Origin of the sequence: Streptomyces sp. NPDC001027, assembly GCF_040299045.1 — a bacterium.
Lineage (GTDB): Bacteria > Actinomycetota > Actinomycetes > Streptomycetales > Streptomycetaceae > Streptomyces.
In genome coordinates, this window is the sequence record NZ_JBEPBI010000363.1 from 1 (window position 1) to 5705 (window position 5705).

At 69.9% G+C, this 5705-nt stretch carries 4 protein-coding genes; 1 reads left to right on the forward strand and 3 read right to left on the reverse strand.

Annotated elements, in window-relative coordinates; genetic code table 11:
* Positions 1–40: 40 nt before the first annotated feature.
* The 3 genes from gltX to ABT300_RS40585 form a co-directional block, all read right to left on the reverse strand.
* Positions 41–1525 carry a glutamate--tRNA ligase gene (gene gltX / locus ABT300_RS40575; protein ID WP_351687175.1) on the reverse strand — a complete coding sequence of 495 codons (1485 nt, stop codon included), beginning with the start codon at positions 1523–1525 and terminating at the stop codon, positions 41–43.
* Positions 1518–2303: a fumarylacetoacetate hydrolase family protein gene (locus tag ABT300_RS40580; protein ID WP_351687178.1), complete on the reverse strand. Its 786-nt coding sequence runs from the start codon at positions 2301–2303 to the stop codon at positions 1518–1520. Before ABT300_RS40580 ends, gltX begins: the two co-directional genes overlap by 8 nt.
* A gap of 175 nt (positions 2304–2478) precedes the next feature.
* Complete coding sequence (locus tag ABT300_RS40585) at positions 2479–2667, reverse strand: hypothetical protein (protein WP_351687180.1); 189 nt, start codon at positions 2665–2667, stop codon at positions 2479–2481.
* A gap of 602 nt (positions 2668–3269) precedes the next feature.
* Here ABT300_RS40585 and ABT300_RS40590 point away from each other — a divergent pair.
* Positions 3270–5705, forward strand: a 2436-nt coding sequence (locus ABT300_RS40590; protein WP_351687183.1) for a sensor histidine kinase, incomplete at its 3' end; no start/stop codon positions are given.

Here is a 5705-nt window from a genome sequence, read left to right on the forward strand (position 1 = left end):
CCCGGATCACCGGGCGCCGCCCCTCGGGAGTGTCGCCGCGTTACGCCGCGAGCTTCGCCAGGGCCGCGTCGATGCGGGCCAGGGTCTTCTCCTTGCCCAGGATCTCCAGGGACTCGAAGAGGGGGAGGCCTACCGTGCGGCCGGTGACGGCGACGCGGACGGGGGCCTGGGCCTTGCCGAGCTTGAGGCCGTGGGCCTCGCCGGCCGCCAGGACGGCCTCCTTCAGGGACTCGGCGGAAGTCCAGTCGGCGGACTCCAGCTTCTCGCGGGCCGTCGTGAGCAGCGCGTCGCTGCCCTCCTTCATCGCCTTCGCCCAGGACGCCTCGTCGGAGACCGGCTCGGGGAGGAAGAGGAAGTCGACGTTGTCGGTGATCTCCGAGAGGACCCTGAGCCGGGTCTGCGCGTGCGGGGCGATCGCCTGCCACTTCGCCTCGTCGAAGTCCTCCGGCGCCCAGGGGGCGACCGGGGCCTTCAGCCAGGGGGCGCAGCGCTCGGTGAAGTCCTTCACGTCGAGCAGACGGATGTGGTCGGCGTTGATCGCCTCGCACTTCTTGAGGTCGAAGCGCGCCGGGTTGGGGTTCACGTCCGTGACGTCGAAGGCGGCGACCATCTCGTCCATCGTGAAGATGTCCTGGTCGGCCGAGAGCGACCAGCCCAGCAGCGAGAGGTAGTTGAGCAGGCCCTCGGGGAGGAAGCCGCGCTCGCGGTAGAGGTTGAGGGACGACTCCGGGTCGCGCTTGGAGAGCTTCTTGTTGCCCTCGCCCATGACGTACGGCAGGTGGCCGAAGGCGGGCGCGGACTTCGCGATGCCCAGCTCGGTCAGCGCCTTGTAGAGGGCGACCTGGCGCGGCGTGGAGGAGAGCAGGTCCTCGCCGCGCAGGACGTGGGTGATCTCCATCAGCGCGTCGTCGACCGGGTTGACCAGCGTGTACAGCGGGGCGCCGTTGGCGCGGACGATGCCGTAGTCGGGCACGTTCTCCGGGGTGAACGTCAGGTCGCCGCGGACCAGGTCCGTGAAGGTGATCGTCTCGTCGGGCATGCGGAAACGGACGATCGGCGCACGGCCCTGGGCCCGGTACTCCTCGACCTGCGCCTCGGCGAGGTCGCGGCAGTGGCCGTCGTAGCCGGAAGGACGGCCGGCGGCGCGGGCGGCCTCGCGGCGGGTGTCCAGCTCCTCCTGGGAGCAGTAGCAGTGGTACGCGTGCCCGGCGTCCAGGAGCTTCTGCGCGACGTCCTTGTACAGGTCCATGCGCTGCGACTGACGGTACGGCGCGTGCGGGCCGCCGACCTCGGGGCCCTCGTCCCAGTCGAAGCCGAGCCAGCGCATCGAGTCCAGGAGCTGGTTGTACGAGTCCTCGGAGTCGCGGGCCGCGTCGGTGTCCTCGATGCGGAAGACCAGCGTGCCCTGGTGGTGCTTGGCGAAGGCCCAGTTGAACAGGGCCGTGCGGACCAGGCCCACGTGCGGGTTACCGGTGGGCGAGGGACAGAAACGGACGCGTACGGGAGTGCCGGGTGCGCTAGCCACGCTTGACAACCTTGTTGGTGAGAGTGCCGATGCCTTCGATGGTGACGGCGACGTCGTCGCCGACAGCCAGGGGGCCTACCCCTGCCGGGGTGCCCGTGAGGATCACGTCGCCGGGGAGCAGCGTCATGGCCTCGGTGATGTTGACGATCAGATCCGCGATGGAGTGGGTCATCTCGCTGGTGCGGCCGAGCTGGCGTTGCCCGCCGTTCACCGTGAGCTGGATCGTGAGGTCGGACGCGGTCGCCAGGTCCAGTCCGGTCTCCACCCAGGGGCCGAGCGGGCAGGAGGTGTCGAAGCCCTTGGCCCGCGCCCACTGCTTCTCGCGCCGCTGGACGTCCCGTGCGGTGACGTCGTTGGCGCACGTGTAGCCGAAGACGACGTCCGCCACGCGCTCGTGCGGGACCTCGCGGCACATCCGGCCGATGACCACGGCCAGCTCGGCCTCGTGGTGCAGTTCCTCGGAGAACGCCGGGTACTGGATGTCGTCGCCGTGGCCGATCACCGAGGTGGACGGCTTGAAGAAGGCGAACGGGGCGTCGGGGACCTCGTTGCCCAGTTCGCGCGCGTGCTCGGCGTAGTTGCGGCCGAAGGCGACGATCTTGTTGGGCAGCACGGGCGGCAGGAGCCGGACCTTGCTCAGCGGCACCTTGGTGCCGGAGAGCTCGAAGTCCGCGAACGGGATGCCCTTGATGATGTCGAGGACGAGCTCGTCCGGCTCGGCCCCCTCGACCGCGCCGAAGGCGACGTTGCCGTCGATGGAGAACCTGGCGATGCGCACGGGTTGGTTGGCCCCTTGACTGAGCTGGCGGGAGTGTGACGCTCCAGGCTAACGCGGAAGGGCGTCCCCGGCCGGGGACGCCCTTGACATCCGTGGGCGACCGGCTTGAGCATTCGGCGGCCGGCGCCCGTATGTGATCGCGGAGACCGGGGACGATCTCCTGGATCCCCTGGATCTACTCCGCGACGGAGGCGGCGAGCGGCGCCTCCATGAGGACGGTGCGCTTGGGGTTGGCAGTCTGGGCGGGAAGATCGACGGAGTGCTCCTGCTGCTCCGGGAGCTGCAGTTCGTCGGCGTCGCTGAGGTGCGCCAGCGTCGTGCGCCTCGGGTTGGCGATCTTGTGGAACATCGTCGTCGTCTTCACTGGTGTACGTGGCCCTGTCGTGTCGGGGCGCCGGGGAGGCTGTGAAAAAGCCCCCGCGCGGGCGCGGTTTGTCGGATGTGCCATCCCTGTAAAGCGTCAGGCTAAACACGCGCTTCCCGTTGAACGCGTGAACGTCGCATGTTTGGCGTGTGAGTTTGCTCACGAGTTCAGTGGTATTTCGGTCATTTCGGACCCCCACTCGACCGCTACGAAACGGACATAAAGCACCTGAAGCACTCATTCCGCTCCTGATCATGGCGACTGGGACACCCTCGTCGCCCCCAGGGTTCACACCCTTATGCCCGCCTTAGGGGGAAACGCTTTCTACATCCCGTAACTTAACCCTCACTTCGTGTCACGGATGTCACAGCCTGGCCAACGGGCCTTGTTGGAGATCCTGCACTGTGCTGGAATTCCTCGGACCGCCGCGGGATCGAGCCGGCGCACAGGGGGCGCAGAACGCGCCCGGTGGCGGCGAGACAGGGGGAGCCAGCGCCGGTACTCACGACCATCAGGGTGGCGTAATTCAGGACGCCCCCGACACGCCGACACCGTCTTTCCGTTCACGCGGGAAGGCGCCTGGTCCAGAGGTTGCGACGCTAGTGCAGGGACGTTTCAAGAGGGATGGCAGTGCTTCGGCGGAGCCGGAGCCGCACGGCGGGACTGGCCCCAATGCCGGCAGTTCCTCGCCCCAGCACGCCCAGAACCCGGGCCCGGCCGCGTCCGGCGACGGCGGTGAGCGCTCCGGGCGCCCCGGCTCGTCCGCGTCGCCGAGTTCCTTCACCCCGACTCCGACGGCGAAGCCGCCGACCGGTTCTCCCGGTCCCGGCTCTCGGGTGGCGCTGCGCAACTGGCGCATCTCCACGCGTCTGGTGGCGCTGCTGACCCTTCCGGTGGTCGCCGCGACCACCCTGGGCGCGCTGCGCATCGACCAGTCGATGGACGACATCAAGCAGCTCGACAACATGAAGCTGCTGACGGACATGACCAAGCAGGCCACCGAGCTGGCCGTCCAGCTGCAGAACGAGCGCGACCGCTCCGCCGGCCCGCTGTCGCACGGCACCAAGGCGACCGACTTCGGCATCAAGGGCTACCGGGACAAGACCGACAAGGCCGTGACGGCCTTCCAGGACGCCTCGGAGGAGATCGACGCCGCCAGCACCGACGGCAACCTGCAGGGTGTCCGCGACAGCCTCGTGGGCCTCCTCAGCGACCTCGGCAACCTGGCCAAGATCCGGTCGACCGCCTACTCGGAGCCCAAGAACTCCACCCAGACGGTCGAGGCCTACCACCGTCTGATCACCAGCCTGCTGGACCTGTCGCAGGACATGGCGCAGGCCACCAGCAACCCGGAGATGATCCAGCGCACCCGCGCGCTGTCCGCCTTCTCCGCCGCCAAGGAGTACGCCTCCGTCCAGCGCGCCGTGCTCGCGGCGGCGCTGCCGGTGAGCAACACCGTCTACGGCGACCTCTCCGAGAACGACCGGCAGTACGCCGAGGCCGCCCTCGAGAACCAGGACTCCGAACTCGCGAGCTTCCGCAGCATCTACGGCGACGACGGCGCCGAGGAGCTGCTGCAGCCCATCGAGCGGGGCAACCCGGTCATCGAGGAAGCCGACACCTACGCCACCCGCGCGCTGAGCTCCACCACCGGTCTGCAGTCGCAGGACAAGCGCTCCTACCAGGACTGGATCGACGACAGCTCGACCAAGATCGCTCAGATGGCCAACATCGAGCACACGCTGCTCGAGGACATGGAGCAGAAGGCGCGTGAGCTGCGCGCCGAGTCCGAGCGCGAGGCGATCATCTCCGGTGCGCTCATCCTGCTCGTGCTCGGCGTCTCGCTGGTCGGCGCGTTCGTCGTCGCCCGGTCCATGATCCGCTCGCTGCGCCGCCTCCAGGAGACCGCCACCAAGGTCGCCCAGGACCGACTGCCCGAGCTGGTCAAGCAGCTGTCCGAGTCCGACCCGCAGGACGTAGACACGTCGGTGGAGTCGGTCGGTGTGCACTCCCGGGACGAGATCGGCCAGGTGGCCGCGGCCTTCGACGACGTGCACCGCGAGGCCGTCCGCCTCGCCGCCGAGCAGGCCCTGCTGCGGGGCAACGTCAACGCGATGTTCACCAACCTCTCGCGCCGCTCCCAGGGCCTCATCCAGCGTCAGCTCTCGCTCATCTCCGAACTGGAGTCCCGCGAGGCCGACCCGGACCAGCTGTCCTCGCTCTTCAAGCTCGACCACCTCGCGACCCGTATGCGCCGTAACGGTGAGAACCTCCTCGTCCTCGCGGGCGAGGAGCCCGGCCGCCGCTGGACCCGTCCGGTGCCGCTGGTCGACGTGCTGCGTGCCGCCGCCTCCGAGGTGGAGCAGTACGAGCGCATCGAGCTCTCGTCCGTGCCGACCACCGAAGTGGCCGGCCGGGTCGTCAACGACCTCGTGCACCTGCTCGCCGAGCTGCTCGAGAACGCCACCTCGTTCTCCTCTCCGCAGACCAAGGTCAAGGTCACCGGTCACGCGCTGCCCGACGGCCGTGTGCTGATCGAGATCCACGACACCGGCATCGGCCTCTCCCCCGAGGACCTCGCCGCGATCAACGAGCGGCTCGCCTCGCCGCCCACCGTGGACGTGTCGGTCTCCCGCCGCATGGGTCTGTTCGTGGTCGGCCGGCTGTCGCAGCGGCACGGCATCCGCATCCAGCTGCGCCCCTCCGACTCCGGCGGCACCACCGCGCTGGTCATGCTGCCCGTGGACGTCGCCCAGGGCGGCAAGAAGCCCCAGCCGAAGCCCGGTCAGGGCGGTGTCGCGGGCGGTCCCGCCGCCGCGCAGGCCGCGGCCGGCGTCGCCGCCGCGCGTCGCCAGAACGGCTCGCAGGGCGGCGCCCTCGGCGCCGGTCCCGGCGCGGGCGGCCGTCTCGCCGGCGGTCAGGGCCCCCGGGCCGCGCTGCCCGGACGGGACGGCGGTGGCCGTCCCGGCGGCCAGCCGCCGCGCGGTCCCCAGCAGCCGCCGGCCGCACCCCCGCAGGGCCGTCCGGCTCCGGCCGGC